Raw genomic sequence first — 15,620 nt, 5'->3', positions numbered from 1 at the left:
TGTCCGTCGCTCAAAGTCGACTTTATCAATATAACATCTTCTTGTTTTCATGTCAATCATATTTTTTATTTCATCTACGCGAACAATACTTGTTCACCGCAGAAATATAATATACCATAACTCAACTGTCTCGTCAACATCTTCTTAGCAAGATCTTTTCCTCAGCTACCCCAGTAGAGAATGATATGTTGTATTTATCGCCATTTGTTTTGCTATGAATGGTGGATATACAATATAACTCAATTTACAGGTGCGCTGCAATACCTTTTTCTTTTGAAAAATATTCCTTATCTATCTTCCTTCGAGGAGTGATTACACGTTCTCTATCTCAATAGTCGTTTTTTTGCAATTACATGTAGAGGACTACCAATTCCTTGCTCGTTTCTAATCGCATATGTTAGGAAATAATGAAATAGGAAGGAGGGATTGTATTGACGAACATCATAGATGGAATGGATCAAGCAAGATTTAGATCCGCTGTCCCTAACGACAACCAAATTCGTAACAAGAAAATAGAAAAGGAAAATAAGAAAATGCCCATGGTTTTACGAAATCTAAAAAATGGATCATAAAACAAGGCATTATTTCCTACAGCCTAGCATAGAGGAGACATAACAAGCTTCACCGATTGGCGAAGGCAGAGGCGTAGTTTCACTTACACGGTATTTCTAAAATTTCCGACTACGTCGAACAGCTTCTGGCTGGAAATTTATACTTTCCTACAGTGAAATAAAAACAGCCAAGTGCTTCTCACAAAGCCTTGGCTGTTTTTTAACTATTTATACTTAGATGACTAAGTATAAACGGCTCTTTGTTCCTTACATCCAGTTTGTATGGAACGTTCCTTCTTTATCTACACGCTCATATGTGTGTGCACCGAAGTAGTCACGTTGTGCTTGTAGAAGGTTAGCAGGTAACGTTTCTGTACGGTAGCTGTCATAGTAAGCAATTGCACTAGCGAATGAAGGTACTGGAATACCACGGTTAATTGCCACTGCAAGAACTTCACGCAATGAGGATTGGTATCCTTCTACGATTTCCTTGAAGTATGGATCTAATAGCAAGTTCGCCAATGCAGGATCGCGGTCATAAGCTTCCTTAATTTTTTGAAGGAATTGCGCACGGATAATGCAGCCGCCACGGAAGATCATCGCGATATCGCCGTAGCGAAGATCCCAGCCGTATTCTTCAGATGCAGCGCGCATTTGTGCAAAACCTTGTGCATAAGAACAGATTTTGCTCATATATAAAGCTTTACGTACTGCTTCAATTAATTCTTCTTTATTTCCTTCAAACGCCTTCACTTCAGGACCTTGCAGCAATTTGCTTGCTTTTACACGCTCTTCTTTCATTGCAGAGATAAAGCGAGCAAATACAGATTCTGTGATGATTGGAAGCGGTACACCTAAGTCTAAAGCGTTTTGGCTTGTCCATTTACCTGTACCTTTTTGTCCAGCTGTATCTAGGATCACATCCACAAGCGGCTTACCTGTTTCTTCGTCCACTTTAGTAAAGATATCTGTTGTAATCTCGATTAAGTAGCTGTCTAACTCGCCTTTATTCCACTCTCCGAATACCTCATGAAGCTCTTGAGCATTTAAGCCAAGAACATGTTTCATAATGAAGTAAGCTTCACAAATTAATTGCATATCACCATACTCGATACCATTATGAACCATTTTCACATAATGGCCAGCACCGTTAGGTCCAATATATGTGCAGCAAGCGTCGTCTCCAACTTTTGCTGAAATCGCTTTGAAAATTGGCTCAACAAGCTCATAAGCCTCTTTTTGGCCTCCTGGCATGATAGAAGGACCTTTTAACGCTCCCTCTTCTCCACCTGAAACGCCTGTACCAATGAAATGGATTCCAGTTGATTCAAGTTCTTTGTTACGGCGAATTGTGTCTTGGAAGAATGTGTTTCCTCCGTCAATCAAAATATCGCCATCTTCAAGATAAGGTCTTAAAGAATCGATTGTTGCATCTGTTGCAGCTCCTGCTTTAACCATTAACAAAATCTTGCGAGGTTTTTCTAAGGAGTTCACGAACTCTTCAACAGTAGCTGCGCCTACAAAGTTCTTTCCTTCTGCCTCAGTTTTTAAAAATTCTTCTGTTTTTTCGAATGAACGGTTAAAAACTGCAACGGAATATCCTCTGCTTTCAATGTTCAATGCAAGGTTTTTCCCCATAACCGCCAAGCCTACTACACCAATTTGTTGCTTTGACATATGTATCCCCTTCCGTAATCCATTGATGAAATATGGTTAATAATTACCACTGTATAACAGAATACCATATTATTGCGTGTATGGATAAGTATTGATGCAATTTTTAAAAAATTTTTTTGTTACAGCATGCAAAAGGGATAAGGAATGTATGAATGCTTTAATATATTTCAGCACATCCACCTACCATTGCATATAAAGAGAAGTAATGCAGTAGGAAACTATATTGTCTTATCTCTTATCCGTACCGCCCTTAGAAACTAAGGGCTCGCATACTAAGCATTCTGGTGACACTTTACATACTTATTTTTGCTACACTTTGACTAAATCATACTACAAAAAATCCCTTCTGCATTCACAGAAGGAATTGGGTTTGCCTAGCATGAAGAGTTTAAATTCCATGCTTTATTAAGATAACAGCTTGATTAACTGAGGAGCAACCTTACTATTAGAGAAGATTTTGTATTCCCCTAAATCCGCTTCTACCCCCCCAGCTTCAGCAATGATTAACTGACCAGCCGCAATATCATAATGCTGTGGGCTTCGATAAATAACAGCATCCCAACGACCAGCTGCAATATAAGGAAGCGTCACCGCTGCCGTCCCGATGATCCGCACGCGATACACTTCATCTACAAGTTTACTTAGCATCTCAAGTCTCTCTGCATTACTTTGCTTGTCTCCATCCTTCGCAAAGTCGCCGAAGGATAAGAACGACTCAGACAAGTCAACGTCCCTTACTCGAATCTGCTCCCCATTCAGAAAAGCACCTTCTCCTTTCACAGCCCAAAACAACTCACCTAGAGCAGGTAAAGAAATGGCAGCCACAACTGGTTCTCCTTGATATGTAAGAGCAATTGACACCCCATATAAAGGAAAGCCTATGCTATAGTTAATCGTCCCATCAATCGGATCGATCACCCATTCAAAATCCTCTGTTCCCGAAAGCGAACCTGCTTCTTCACTAAAAATACGATGGGTCGGATATTGTTCCTGAATACGATCAATCACAAACTTCTCCACACGAATATCCATCTCTGTTACAAAATCCTTTGCTGCCTTTGCAGTTTGCTGACCGGCTTTTCCTGCATGAGGGAGAATGAATTCCCCTGCATCCTTGGCTAATTTAATCATAAACGGCAAATATTCATTGTACATTTTTGTTTGCTCCTCCCCTTTTTATACTGATACTATCATACACTAATTTCAGGACAAGGTCTTGAACATATGAGCTTCCCTGTTAAGAAAAGCTCCCAAGGCCTGCCATTTTGGGCCTTGGGAACTAGACACCACCCCGAAAAGTTATACTTTCTTAATCTTGTTAGAGAAAACTCGCCGATTGACGATCCCTGCCCCCGGGCGAAGACAAAGGCGTAGCCCTACTTATACTTTATTACTAAAATTTCTCGCTACGTCGAATGGTCTTCCAGCTAGAAATTTATCCTTTCTTAAAGTGAAATAAAAAAAGCCTTCCTAACGCAGGAAGACTTCTTTTATTTCTTTTCAATACTCCACCCTTTGCTTAGAATGCTTCCATAACTCAAACGGATACTTAGTTGTATCAATTGGTAAATGCTTCATGGGTATAAGTCTCTTATCAAGAGGCTCTGATATTTGCTCGTAAATAAGTGCGTCATCAAACCCAATGGCAGCAGCCTCTTCCCTCGTATTATAAAAGTAAACAGCTTTCGGCCTCGCCCAATAAATAGCTCCCAAACACATGGGGCACGGCTCACAGCTCGTATAGATTTCACAATCTGTTAACTGAAAACTGTTTAAATAACGACAAGCATCACGAATAGCCTGTACCTCCGCATGTGCAGTTGGATCATTGGAGGCTGTTACCTCATTTTTTCCCATTCCGATAATTTTTCCATCCTTCACGACTATAGCACCAAAAGGTCCACCATGATTCAAAAATGCATTTTCATAAGCTAGATTAATAGCTGTTTGCATAAAAACCTTCATCTTCGCTCCCCCTTCTTGGTGACACAAGCACCTAGTCGTTTACTGCAACCCCAATATGTTCAAATCGACCTACATGAAACAATCCTCCATCGGTTAATTTGAGTTCAGGAATAACTGGCAAGCTTAGAAAAGAAAGTGTTAAAAATACATTTTCGGAAGCCTGCGTAACACTGTGCAACGCTTCATGTAATTTACTCAATTCATCATTGGCATCCTCATAGTTTTTCATAGACATCAATCCTGCAAGAGGTAAAGACATGCTGCCGATGACGTTGCCTTTAGAAACAACCACCAACCCGCCGTTCATCTGGTGAACGGCCCTAATTGCAGTCACAATATCACGGTCGTTCGTACCGGCAACAATGATATTATGAGAGTCATGAGCAATCGTTGAAGCGATCGCACCTGCTTGCAGCTGCAGCCCTTTCACAACTCCCAACCCGATAGTCCCTTTCTTTTTATGGCGCTCTATCACGACAAGCTTGACTTGATCATTATCGATTGAGGGAATAAAAAAGCCATTCTCTGTTTGTACCGTTTCAGTGAGCTCCTTTGTTACAAGCTGGTTTGGAATAACACCAATGATACGGGCCTGTTTATTTGAACCGATTGGAATTTTCAAATCTTCTTCTGACAAAGGAAGCAGTTGCACAGATTCAGTTAGACGGCTTGGCGGCTCAATAACACCCGATTCATCATATATGGCAGCTCCATTCTTCGCGACAACACGTCCGGCCTTTAACACCTTAGCAATTTCAATTTCTTGTATGCTATCTAATAGAAGCAAATCTGCTTCATAGCCAGGTGCTACGGCTCCTTTTGTAGATAACCCAAAGCATTCTGCCGCATTGAGTGATGCCATCTGAATAGCAAGAAATGGATCTAAACCAGCCTGAATTGCCAATCGAACACTCTGATCAATGCTGCCCTCGCGAATTAATTCATCCAGATGTTTATCATCAGTACAAAATAAAAAACGGCGCGAATTTCCTGAATGAACAGCAGGAAGAAGATCCAGTAAGTTTTTGGCGCCCGAGCCTTGTCGTAGCATCACATACATGCCGCGCCTCACCCGTTCCTTTGCTTCTTCTACTGTGACACACTCATGATCTGTACTAATGTAGACGGAACGATATATATTAATGGCATTGTCATCTAATCCGGCACCGTGTCCGTCAATTTTATCCGTATGCTGCAGCGTCATATATAATTTATCCATCATAGAGGGCTCACGCTGTTTTACGGCCGGATAATCCATAACTTCCGCCAGGCCAAGCACACGCGGATGTGAAAAAAATGGCTCTAGATCAGTTGCTGTTAATACAGCCCCGCTATTTTCAAAGGATGTCGCAGGAACACAGGAGGGAAGCATAAATAATATATCCATTGGAAGATTCTCAGAATCCTCAAGCATAAACGATATACCTGTGCCCCCCGCAACATTGGCAATTTCATGAGGATCAGTGATAATTGTTGTAATCCCATGAGGAAGGACAGCCTTTGCAAATTCTCTCGGTCTGACCATAGACGATTCAATATGCACATGCCCATCAATAAAAGCTGGTACAATGTATTGGCTGGTTGCATCGATTACTTCATGTCCTTCATATGAGCCAATACCAACAATCACACCGTCTGCAATAGCAATATCGCCCAGGATGATTTCTAAATTAAAGACATCGACAATAGTTCCGTTTTTTATGACAAGATCGGCAGGCTCGTGCTTAGATGCAACAGAAATCCGTTTTTGCAATTGCACCTTCGTTAGCATCCTCATCCCCCCATTTTACACATTTCCTCCCGCGCTACATCTGTCAATAACAAGCTTCATAGCGGCTGCCCGCTGCACAGCGCGGATAATACTGCTATAACCTGTGCAGCGGCACAGGTTTCCCGAAAGCCCCTCGCGAATTTGCTTCTCCGTCGGAATCGGTACAACATCAAGCAAAGCCTTCGCAGCGATAATCATGCCTGGTGTACAATACCCGCACTGGAATCCTCCCTCTTTTAAAAAAGCGTCTTGAATAAAAGAAAACCCGTCTCCTTCAATCGTTGTAATTGAAGCGTGATTGGCTTGATATGCCATCACAAGACAGGCGTTTACTAATGAATCGTTCATAATTACAGAGCACGCACCGCAGCGTCCAATATCACAGGATCGTTTTGTTCCGGTCAGCTCTAAGCCATTTCGCAGCAAATCAATCAGACGCGCGGCAGGCATAGTCTGCAGCTGCTTCTCTTCACCGTTTACTTGAAGCGTGATAGAAATAGATTCATTCAGAGGCAAGGATTGTTCATGTATTATTTTTTTCGCGTCCATGCTTTCCTCTCCTTTGCACTGATAGCCTGTAGCATTTCCTCCGGTGAAACTGGCAATCGACGCACCCAATACCCTGTCGCATCATGAATTGCTTTAGCGATTGCAGGAGCTACAGCAATCGTACCAATTTCACCAACGCCTCTTGGTCCATACGAGTCATCTTGACATAGCTCTTCAATCGCTTCCACCTCCATTTGCTCCGGAACATCATAAATTGTCGGAATTAAATATGAATCAAAATTGTTCGTGACATAACAGCCATCATGTATAAGAGCTTCCTCCATTAACGTATACCCTAATGCCATTATGCCGCCGCCTTCAATTTGACCAAGATATCCAAGTGGACTCACAACAGGACCTGCTGCGATTGCTTGATCAAGACATGTTACCTTTACCCTCCCTGTTAATTCATCGACCTCCACCTGCGCTAAAACAGCAGAAAATGCATATAGATAATGCCCCCCGATAAATGGATCGGGGCTTGTCGGAAAATCAAACTGCGTATTTACAACAATCCTCTCTTCTGGGGCCATTCTCTTTGCCAATTGCGCATAGGATAGATAGAATACAGGTGCATTCATTTCTTCATCCCGCTTCCACACACCACCTGGTCCAAGCTGAAGTTTATCAGCTTCTCTACTGCCAATTCGCGCTGCACATGCAAGCAGCTGCTGGCGAAACGGCTCCTTCATTCGCTGCAGTGCTTGCCAAACCATACTCGTTGCCCGAGAAGCAGTTGAAGATCCAGATGATGGGACGAGTGCCGTGTCACCGATTGTTATTTTTATATCCCCAGGGGAACAGGCGAATTCCTCTATAATAAGCGTTTCAATCACGGCTAGAAGGCCTTGACCGCATTCTTCAAAGCCAAAAGCAGCTTCAATTTTGCCATCAACCCCAAACGAAAGACGTCCTCCAGCAGGGTCTAAACGTCCGTAACCAAGCCCGCCGCCATGCATCGTGATCGAAATTCCTGTTCCTGTTTTTTTCCACACATCCGGTTTCTTCCCCTGCAAACCAGCTGCTTTTTTACAAATTTCTTCCAAAACCTGAGCAGCTCCATTTGTCGGCGCAATTCGCTGCCCAACCGGTCCAAGATCATGTTCCTTTCGTATATTTCGTCTCCTTAGATCAAGCGGATCCATCTGAAGCTTCTCTGCCAGCCGATCGATTTGTCCTTCAAGAGCAAAAGTAACTTGATTGCCCCCAAATCCCCGAAATTCACCAGCGACCCCATTATTCGTATAAACAGACAAACCCTCTGTACTCACATTTGGAACTACATAAGGACCGATGGCGTGCTCAACAGCAAAGTCTAATACAGCAGGACCTAACGTTGCATATGCGCCTGTATCTGCAAGGATGCGCACCTCGTGAGCAACAATTTGCCCGTTTTCATCCGCTCCTGTTTTCATCGTAATTCTCATCGGGTGGCGCTTTATCCCAGCTCTTACAGACTCGCGTCTTGTTTGATGAATCTTTACTGGACGCTTTGCCATTAATGCAAGCAACGCTGCATATGGCTGAATATTTAGTTCATCCTTTCCACCAAACGATCCGCCCATCGGACTTGAAACAACCCGTATACTTGCTTCCGGCATATCTAAAATGCGAGATAGCTGAAACCGATCTTTATAGCCATGCTGCGTACCTGCATAAACAGTGATTGTGCCGTCACATTCAGGAACAACGACCCCACCTTCTGTTTCCATATAAGCATGCATTTGCCGCGGCAGTTCGTACGTTTCTTCTATTATTACAGAGCAGCTCGCAAACCCCTTTTTTATATCCCCTTTTTCATAGGAAGCCCGATGCAAGATGTTTCCATTTGGATGGAGTTGCGGTGCAGCTTGGTTCAACGCTTTTTCAGGACTGTCTATCACTGGCAACGGCTCATAAATCACCTCGATGAGATCAAGAGCACGCTCAGCAACTTCCTCCGTCTCCGCCGCCACAGCAGCAATAGCATCTCCGACGCAGCGAACTCGGTCTTCGCATAGCACCGGCTGATCTGGAAATACGATCCCGTATCCATTTAGGCCCGGCACATCGTGATAAGTTGCCACAGCCTTAACACCTGAAAGCTGTTTGGCCCTCTCTGTGCAAATAGATAGAATGCGGGCATGGGGATGTGCACTCCTTAAGATTTTCCCATGCAGCATATCAGGAAAAGATACATCCGTCATATATTTAAGTGCTCCAGTTACTTTAGCTGCGCCATCTGGACGGATACGTCCCATTTCCTTCGCCCTCTCCAACAGCTGCATACCATTCCCTCCTTCTACTACGCAAACTTTGCAAGCTCTGAAGCAATTACATTTGCTGCTATCTGCTTTCGATAATAAGTGGAGGCAAACGCATCTGAAACCGGCTGAAATTCCTCCAAGACATTTCTATACACATCTTCTAAAACAGCATCTTGTATAGACATTCCTTGCAGCAGCCTTTCGGAAAACTGCAGCCGCTGCGGAGGTGTCTCTCCACCGCCGGCAGCAAGGCGAATATGCGTAATTGTACCGTCCTCCTTTCTCATGCAACACCCAGCGATCGTTACAACAGACGGGATAAACGCCTCTCTTCGGCCAATTTTTCTATAAAAACAATCTGCTGTCCCGGATTCAGGTAATTCAATCTGTGCCACAATCTCAGAAGAAGTGATTTGACTATTATCCTTTTCTTGTAGCCACCGCCAGAGCGGCTTTGTCAATCTAGTGCTTCCATCGAATGTCGTGATAAGAGCATCCGCCGCCAATAACGCAGGGATAGCGTCTCCAATTCCGCTTGCGACATTACCGCCGATTGTGGCTCGGTTGCGTACCGCAGGCGCTGCTATGCCGCGCACAGCTTCAGTAACAAGGGGACTATGCTGCAGCACAAGGGAACTTGAAAGCAAGCTCCCTAATGTTGTTAAAGCGCCTATACGTACTACCGATCGGCCGTTCATTACCTCCCGGCTTACACCCTTTATCTCATCAATTCCTTCTAGATTAATCAAATGGCCGGGATCTACCCTTCCTTTTTCCCACTCTATTTGCAGCAATGTTCCAGCGGCTATGAAACAAGCATGAGAACCGAGCCTCTGCCTCATTCCCCATGCCTCCTCTAAGCTTTTAGGAAACCAAACTGCTGGGGAGAGCATCTCTCCAAGCATACATGTTCGCCCCTTTCATAGATTCATATCCAACCCTTGTATCAAGGCTGCATTTCTTCTGTTATGAAAGCACCATTCTTTTTTGGCAATCTAACCGCTGGAGGGAAATCAGTTCCGCAACAATGCTTACCGCAATTTCCTCTGGCCCATCAGCACCAATTGACAACCCAACTGGACTTTTGACAATAGGAGGTATAGCACTCCCGCCAAGCAAACGCTGCGTACGCAGATTTGATCCCAATACACCTATATACCGTACAGCCTTCGTTAGAAGATACCGCAGCACTTGTTGATCGCGCTGAAATTGATGAGTTAAGATAAGTATAAAATCACGAGGAGTAAACCGTATGCGTTGAAAGGCTTCTTCAGGAAACGCGACAATCAGCTCATCAGCTTCAGGAAAGTTTGCACGGCTGCACAATGCGGGCCGCCAATCTGAAACAACGGTAGAAAAACCGCTCTGAGCTGCGAGCTTTACTAATGGTATCGCATCCATCCCTGCCCCAAATACAATAACACGTGATTTCGGCCAAATGGTATGAACATATATATATGCGGACAGCCCTGAAACAAAAAACATACCGCTTTTTTTAGTTCTTTCATTCATATAATGTTCGACTTCCTCCGGCACATGCCCAGACCATTCGCCAAATGTATGTCGACCAGCCAAAAACAGATAATCCGAAACAGCTCCAATATCGTTCAGTTTCTTGAGGATTGTCACTTCGATGCCTTGATCAAGATACAACTTTAGCGTTTTTAAATGCTGTTGCAAGCGCTCATCCACCAGCTCAAGAAGTACATGCACCGCTCCGTTACATCCAGCTCCCTGCCCCCAGGAAAGATCATCCTCCGTCCGCATATCAAATACAATCGTTTCGGATACCCCTTTCCTTCGTAAATCATGCGCACGGGCAGCCACATCAGCTTCTAAGCAACCGGCGCTCAACAAACCAATTTGTGTTCCGTCTTCCCGAAACAGCATACACGCTCCTTCTCTTCTATAAGCGGAACCGTCCACATGAATAACCGTTGCCAATACATCTTGTTCACATACGCCAATATCGAGAATTCGGTGCATTCCTTCCATGAACGACTCCCCTTTCAAAAGATCCAGCCACCCTTAGAATTACAATACTTCCTACCACTTTTTACCTACTGTATACAATACATGACATATCGTCTATTTATATGCTAGATTTTCTAACATAGAAGATGGTGAAATCGAAAAAACTCGCCGACTAGCGAGACTTTGGCGAAGATAGAGGCATAGCTGCACTTACACTATTTCTAAATTCCTGCTACGTCGAATTCGCTTCTAGCCGAAAATTTATACGTTCTTAAAGCACAAAAAAATCCCTCCTATGATGAAACACAGGAGGGATGCTCTTATAGATGTTGAGAAATAACTTCTGTTAATGCTTCCTTTGGCTGATAACCGCTAATCGTCTCTACAACCTCTCCATCTTTAAAAAGAAGAAGCGTCGGAATGCTCATAATTCCAAATTTCGTTGGTGTAATTTGCTGTTCATCCACATTCATTTTTACAATCTGCACTTGACCGCCAATTTCTGTATCGATCTCCTCTAATACCGGCGCAATCATGCGGCACGGTCCGCACCAAGGTGCCCAAAAATCTACGAGGGTTACCCCTTCACTTACTGAAGCATCGAAGCCTTGATCTGTTATATGTTGAATCGCCATATTATTTCACTCCCGTTTGTTATTTTCTTAAAAACGCATTGGCTAAAGGCATACTCTTCTCCCTAACCATAGTCTCCTTCGATTCTTCTCCTGTCATTCCAAGATGCCGGATACCCTGAGTCTATCGTTCGGAGCAGAGTTCCTTCTTCGCCCTGCATCACTTTCCTTTGTGTGTGTTTGTAAAACGGTTAAGGTTTCACACAACTCCAGAAACCATTGCTTATCCCTTGTTTCCAATGCTAGGTCGATAAGCGAAAGAATATATCCTTCCCGATCCATAGCAGGAGCTGGTAGTTTTTCTAGCCATTTGCGAGGCAACCGAATTGTTTTTCCAACCGTTTCTTTATTATCACATGCCACAACGTGTACCTTTACGATATCTTGTAAGGAATCTACACTCTCAATATAGCCGTGCAGCAGCTCACCATCACCTGACTTCCCCCTTACCCAATCCCCTATTTCTAATCGTGATTTTCCATTTGTTAACATGTTTATTCACCGCCATCTCAAATGTTATAAAAAAAGTTACAGTTTATCTAAAAAAGAATCATAAACTATTTTTTCCTCCGCAAGGGATGTCACTACCTGAAGCAGGTCATGTCGCCAGAACAATCTTTATTAAAAAAGGTATGCAGAACATCTGTAATAAAAAAAGTTACATTTCAAATAAACAAAAACACTATGGACATTTTTTAATCTTCTTTAAAACGGATTCAATTGTAATATTCCCGAGATACGCTTCTAAATACATTTCTGCATCATGGAAAATCCCATCCATTACAGTTTGAATATTCGCTGAAACAAGACAAGGCTGCTCCGGATTTCCTGTACACCAGCTCGGCTTTAATGTTCCGTATGAGACCGCGTGATAAATTTGTGCTAAGGTCGTATCCTCAGGACGACAATTCAGCATATAACCGCCGCGAATCCCTTCCTTCGTCTTCACAAATCCACTTCTACGCAAGCTGCTCATAATCTTACGAATACGCGCTGGATGCGTACAAACATTTTCCGCAAGCATCTCGCTGCTCGCCATATGATCAGGTAAATAGGCTAAATAAACAAGGCTGTGTACTGCAATTGTAAATTCACTGTTCATCTAACCCACGCCCTTCTCAAATTTCTTACTGTAATCATAATTGATACAGTTTCAAAAGTCAATACGATTGCTTACGTCGATAATAGAGTGAACTACACACAAGAAAGCCTTTCTTTTTGTAATAAGAGTTATTTTACAGATGAGAGCAGATATTTATACAAGAATCCCTTGCATAAAACAAGGGATTCTTAGGAAAAGAATTAAAATGCCCGTAAATACTGAGTTGGCACTTCCGGCTCTTCCTTTAATGTTTCTGCTGCGTGAAGCGCCCAATATGGATCATGCAGCATACCGCGACCTACAGCGATAAGATCTGCCTCGCCATTTCCTAGTGCAGCTTCGGCTACAAACGGATCGTCCAAATTTCCAACTGCAATGACCGGACAATCGAGCTGTTGCTTCAGCTCTCTTGCAAACGGCACCTGATAGCCTGGGTGAATACCCGGGCTGCCGCCTGAGCCAATTGGGCCTTCTCCTCCGGATGACACATGGAATATGTCTGCTCCAGCCTTTTGATAGTTTTTACATATTTCCGCAATATAGTCAATACCATAGCCACCCTCAACATATTCAACACCAGATACCCGGAAAATAAGCGGCATATTGGATGGCATCTCTGATTTAGCTGCTTCAATTACCTCTACCCCGAACCTAGACAAGTCTTTTCCGTATTCATCACTTCGTTTATTTGTTAACGGAGAATGGAATTGATGAATAAGATAACCGTGCGCACCATGAATTTCTACTGTATCAACACCAGCCTGCACCGCACGTCGGACTCCATCGCGAAATTTTTCAACAAGTTGCTTTACTTCATCTGTTGTCAATTCGCGCGGCACACCGTATCTCTCATTAAAACGAATGGCAGATGGGGCAACAGGAGTATGTATATGTTCAGCCTTACGTCCCGAATGCGCAATTTGAATCCCAACTTTTGTACCATGAGCATGCATAGCATCAATCACTCTTTGAAATGCCGGCACATGATCATCTGACCAAATTCCAAGGTCAAATTCAGTCAGTCTGCCGTCTGGCTCTATATCTGTCATTTCCATAATAATTAGACCAGCTCCTCCAATGGCGCGGCTCGTATAATGAATCAAATGCCAGTCATTTGGCTTGCCATCCTTATTCGTCACAGAATATTGACACATCGGCGGCATTACGATTCTGTTTTTTAGCTCTAAGCTTTTGTAGGAAAACGGAGTAAATAGGTTTCTCATCAACACTCTTCCTTTCTTTATCCTCTCTTCCCTTCCAGAGCCGGAAACAGCCCTGCTGCCTCCGTGAAAGGTTGCTGTAATACATATTATCCATACTACCATGATTCAAATCAGTAAGATAAAATTCTGCCCGTAGTACCGCTGCATAGCCCTATCCGCTGCAGTAACTACATACTTTGAGGTATGATAATGATAAAAAGTATACTGTCATGTATACTAGACAAGAGGTGAAATACGTGGCACATATTGATGAAAGCTTTAACTGTGAAAAAGAATTAACGCTCGCGATTATCGGCGGAAAATGGAAAATGCTCATTTTATGGCACTTAGGAAAAAGCGGTACGAAGCGATTCGGTGAGCTAAAAGCACTCATCCCCGGCATCACACAGCGCATGCTTGTGAATCAATTACGGGAATTAGAAGAGGATATGATTATTCATCGTGAGGTCTATCCAGTTGTTCCTCCAAAGGTAGAATACTCCCTCACAAAGCAGGGGGAAAGCCTTATGCCAATTCTTGACTCGATGTATGAATGGGGTAAGAACTATATGGAGACTTTCGGGACACAGGTTGCGCAGCACGGTACATCCCGCGATTAAGCGGATGAATAATTACATAAAGAAAACTCGCCGATTGGCGAGCCCTGCTCTTGGGCGAAGACAGAGGCGTAGTTGCCCTTTACTTTATTCGGAAAAATTCCTGCTACGTCGAATTCGCTTCTAGCCGGGAATTTATATTTTCTTAAAGTGTAAAAAACAAATAGTTGCACCCGTCCTTTACACGGGCTGTGACTTATTTTTTTATATCCTGCCCTAGATATTCGAGAAGCTTAATTTACATACAATTTCTCAAGCCAACCTGCTTTCCTTAGTATAAATTTTTACACTATGTAACCTACAAGTGCGTACTTGCAGAAGAGATTCGTTTGTCCAATAATAACAGTAGCATTCTTATAAGCAAGACAATACATTCATTCCTAACTATCAAGGAGGAAGAACTTATGAAACTTAGAGTCTCAGCAATTCAATATCATCTTCATACAATCCAATCCTTCGACGAGTTTGCAGAGCAAGTCGAGCATTATATAAAAACGGCCGAGGAATTTAGCGCTGATTTTGTTTTATTTCCAGAATTTTTCACGACACAGCTTATGTCCATCGGTAATGAAAATAAAAAGGCTCTGACGATAGAAGATCTGCCCGATTTTACCGAACAATACCGAGAGTTGTTTATCAAGCTCGCAAAACAAACCGGCATGCATATTATCGGCGGCACACATGTTGTGCGCAAAGGTGATAAATTATACAATGTTGCCCATTTATTTTACCCGGACGGCAGAGTGGCGGAGCAAGCAAAGCTGCATATCACACCAACTGAAGTAACCGAATGGAATATGGCACCTGGAGACGGCCTCCAGGTATTTGAAACCGATAAAGGAACAATCGCAATGCTAACGTGCTACGACATCGAATTCCCGGAAATCGTACGGATGGCAAAAGCAAAAGGTGCTGATGTTATTTTCTGCCCTTCCTGCACAGATGACCGTCATGGCTTCCACCGCGTTCGTTACACAAGTCATGCGAGAACAATCGAAAATCAAGTATACGTCGTGACAACAGGTACGGTCGGTTCCCTTCCAACCGTAGACTTTATGCGAGCAAACTTCGGTCAGGCAGCCGTACTTACGCCAAATGACATCCCGTTCCCGCCGCGCGGCATTTTAGTTGAAGGAGAGCTCAACCACGATATGATTGTCACAGCAGACCTAGACTTGGAGCTTCTTTATCAGGTGAGGGAAAGCGGCTCTGTCACAACATGGCGCGACCGCCGTACCGACCTCTATACAGATTGGAAATAGTGAAGAAAACTTGCCTATGAGCAAAGACAGAGACGTAGCTGTACTTATACTTTATTCCTAACATTCTCTACT

The 15,620-nt window shown here is 43.3% G+C and carries 15 protein-coding genes; 3 read left to right on the top strand and 12 right to left on the bottom strand.

Translation table 11 applies throughout. The features are described from left to right. Positions 1–431: 431 nt before the first annotated feature. Entirely contained in the window at positions 432–572 is a 141-nt protein-coding gene (locus tag AAHB12_RS21365) for a hypothetical protein (RefSeq protein ID WP_165350761.1), read from the top strand. A gap of 246 nt (positions 573–818) precedes the next feature. Here AAHB12_RS21365 and gndA read toward each other — a convergent pair whose 3' ends face one another. From gndA to AAHB12_RS21305, 12 genes are all read right to left on the bottom strand, one after another. Continuing rightward, on the bottom strand, positions 819–2,228 hold the full coding sequence (gndA, locus tag AAHB12_RS21360) for an NADP-dependent phosphogluconate dehydrogenase (RefSeq protein ID WP_129728069.1): 1,410 nt from the start codon (positions 2,226–2,228) through the stop codon (positions 819–821). Between the two features lie 405 nt (positions 2,229–2,633). After that, complete coding sequence (locus tag AAHB12_RS21355; RefSeq protein WP_342046968.1) at positions 2,634–3,383, bottom strand: inositol monophosphatase family protein; 750 nt, start codon at positions 3,381–3,383, stop codon at positions 2,634–2,636. A gap of 345 nt (positions 3,384–3,728) precedes the next feature. Further along, positions 3,729–4,193, bottom strand: coding sequence for a nucleoside deaminase (locus AAHB12_RS21350; protein WP_129728067.1), 465 nt, complete (start codon positions 4,191–4,193; stop codon positions 3,729–3,731). Between the two features lie 31 nt (positions 4,194–4,224). Then, positions 4,225–5,964 (bottom strand): adenine deaminase, encoded by a 1,740-nt coding sequence (gene ade / locus AAHB12_RS21345; RefSeq protein ID WP_129728066.1) that lies wholly within the window; start codon positions 5,962–5,964, stop codon positions 4,225–4,227. A 15-nt stretch (positions 5,965–5,979) separates the two neighbouring features. Then, positions 5,980–6,513: a (2Fe-2S)-binding protein gene (locus AAHB12_RS21340; protein ID WP_129728065.1), complete on the bottom strand. Its 534-nt coding sequence runs from the start codon at positions 6,511–6,513 to the stop codon at positions 5,980–5,982. Next, positions 6,495–8,780 (bottom strand): xanthine dehydrogenase subunit D, encoded by a 2,286-nt coding sequence (pucD, locus tag AAHB12_RS21335; protein WP_342046966.1) that lies wholly within the window; start codon positions 8,778–8,780, stop codon positions 6,495–6,497. The genes AAHB12_RS21340 and pucD overlap by 19 nt, the downstream gene beginning before the upstream one ends. 17 nt (positions 8,781–8,797) lie before the next feature. Continuing rightward, positions 8,798–9,664 (bottom strand): FAD binding domain-containing protein, encoded by an 867-nt coding sequence (locus AAHB12_RS21330; protein ID WP_342046964.1) that lies wholly within the window; start codon positions 9,662–9,664, stop codon positions 8,798–8,800. Between the two features lie 61 nt (positions 9,665–9,725). Further along, positions 9,726–10,754: an XdhC family protein gene (locus AAHB12_RS21325; RefSeq protein ID WP_342046962.1), complete on the bottom strand. Its 1,029-nt coding sequence runs from the start codon at positions 10,752–10,754 to the stop codon at positions 9,726–9,728. A 299-nt stretch (positions 10,755–11,053) separates the two neighbouring features. Further along, positions 11,054–11,368, bottom strand: coding sequence for a thioredoxin (gene trxA / locus AAHB12_RS21320; protein ID WP_129728062.1), 315 nt, complete (start codon positions 11,366–11,368; stop codon positions 11,054–11,056). 93 nt (positions 11,369–11,461) lie between these two features. Next, positions 11,462–11,857, bottom strand: a complete 396-nt coding sequence (locus tag AAHB12_RS21315; protein ID WP_129728061.1) for an IDEAL domain-containing protein — start codon at positions 11,855–11,857, stop codon at positions 11,462–11,464. Positions 11,858–12,047: 190 nt separating this feature from the next. Beyond that, entirely contained in the window at positions 12,048–12,467 is a 420-nt protein-coding gene (locus AAHB12_RS21310; protein ID WP_129728060.1) for an RrF2 family transcriptional regulator, read from the bottom strand. Between the two features lie 200 nt (positions 12,468–12,667). Beyond that, the gene (locus AAHB12_RS21305; RefSeq protein ID WP_129728059.1) at positions 12,668–13,690 is read right to left on the bottom strand and encodes an NADH:flavin oxidoreductase/NADH oxidase; all 1,023 of its coding nucleotides are present in this window, start codon (positions 13,688–13,690) and stop codon (positions 12,668–12,670) included. A gap of 236 nt (positions 13,691–13,926) precedes the next feature. Here AAHB12_RS21305 and AAHB12_RS21300 point away from each other — a divergent pair, with 236 nt between their 5' ends. Beyond that, positions 13,927–14,289 (top strand): winged helix-turn-helix transcriptional regulator, encoded by a 363-nt coding sequence (locus tag AAHB12_RS21300; protein ID WP_342046959.1) that lies wholly within the window; start codon positions 13,927–13,929, stop codon positions 14,287–14,289. 401 nt (positions 14,290–14,690) lie between these two features. Further along, the gene (locus AAHB12_RS21295) at positions 14,691–15,548 is read left to right on the top strand and encodes a carbon-nitrogen hydrolase family protein (protein ID WP_342046958.1); all 858 of its coding nucleotides are present in this window, start codon (positions 14,691–14,693) and stop codon (positions 15,546–15,548) included. Positions 15,549–15,620: the final 72 nt, after the last annotated feature.

Source organism: Bacillus sp. OTU530 (assembly GCF_038440375.1).
Note: the sequence above shows the minus strand (reverse complement) of the source record. Positions and strands in the feature narration are given on the sequence as shown.